The 1,155-nt window shown below is 47.9% G+C and carries 1 protein-coding gene; it reads left to right on the top strand.

Going from position 1 to position 1,155, the window contains the following annotated elements; all coding sequences use genetic code 11:
- On the top strand, positions 1–1,155 hold a 1,155-nt coding region (gene lolE, locus R7Z78_RS24580; protein ID WP_212733949.1), incomplete at both ends, for a lipoprotein-releasing ABC transporter permease subunit LolE.

Raw genomic sequence — 1,155 nt, 5'->3', positions numbered from 1 at the left:
TTCTCTTCTTTAGCATTGATGATTGGTGGACGCTTTAGCCGTGCGAAAAAGCGCAACAAAATGGTGTCGTTCATTTCTCTTTCTTCAACCATTGGTATTGCAGTAGGCGTGGCGGTGATCATCATTGGCCTTTCGGCGATGAATGGTTTTGAGCGTGAGCTTCAGTCGCGTGTGTTGTCCGTGATTCCTCATGGTGAGTTAGAAGGGGTTAACGGGCCACTGCAGAACTACACCAAGACGATGAACCAAGCGCTGCAACATGAGCATGTCGTTGCTGCCGCACCGTACGTCCGCTTTACAGGTTTAGCCGAAAAAGGCAGTAAACTAAAGGCGATTGAAGTGCGTGGTGTGGATCCTGCGTATGAGCAAGCGGTGTCGAGCATGTCTGACTTTATTGATCCAGAGGCATGGCAAAACTTTTACTCAGGCCAACAACAAGTGATTTTAGGTCGAGGGGTTGCAAATGAGTTGAAGGTGCAAGTCGGTGACTACGTCACGTTGATGATTCCTCAAACGGGTGGCACAAATAAAGTTCAAGCGCCGAAACGTGTGCGCGTCAAAGTGGCGGGCTTTTTGACGTTGAACGGCCAAATTGATCATTCATTGGCTTTAGTTCCGCTGGCGGATGCGCAGCAATACGCTCATTTAGGAGACGGCGTAACTGGAATTTCTCTAAAAACCGATTATGTTCTTGATGCGCCTTCGATCGTTCGAGAAGTCGGCAACCTAGTGAATGTGTACGTATATTTGAAGAGTTGGCAGCAGCAGTTTGGCTTTCTCTACCGTGACATTCAGTTGGTACGCACGATCATGTATTTAGTCATGGTATTAGTGATTGGTGTGGCGTGTTTCAATATCGTCTCGACATTGATGATGGCGGTGAAGGACCGCGCAGCAGAGATCGCGATTTTGCGTACGATGGGGGCAAAAGATGGTCTGATTAAACGTATTTTCGTTTGGCAGGGCGTCTTCTCTGGAGTGTTTGGTAGCCTTGTCGGTAGCCTTGTTGGTGTGTTGGTTGCGTTGAATTTAACTCCAATCATTAAGGGGCTTGAAGGCTTAATAGGACACCAGTTTTTATCGGGTGATATCTACTTTGTGGACTTTCTTCCATCGCAGTTGCATTGGCCTGACGTTGCATTGGTGTCGACCACC

It is taken from the genome of Vibrio sp. 1167 (assembly GCF_033340375.1).
GTDB classification, from domain to species: domain Bacteria; phylum Pseudomonadota; class Gammaproteobacteria; order Enterobacterales; family Vibrionaceae; genus Vibrio; species Vibrio alginolyticus.
This window is presented reverse-complemented; position numbering and strand designations above follow the sequence as displayed.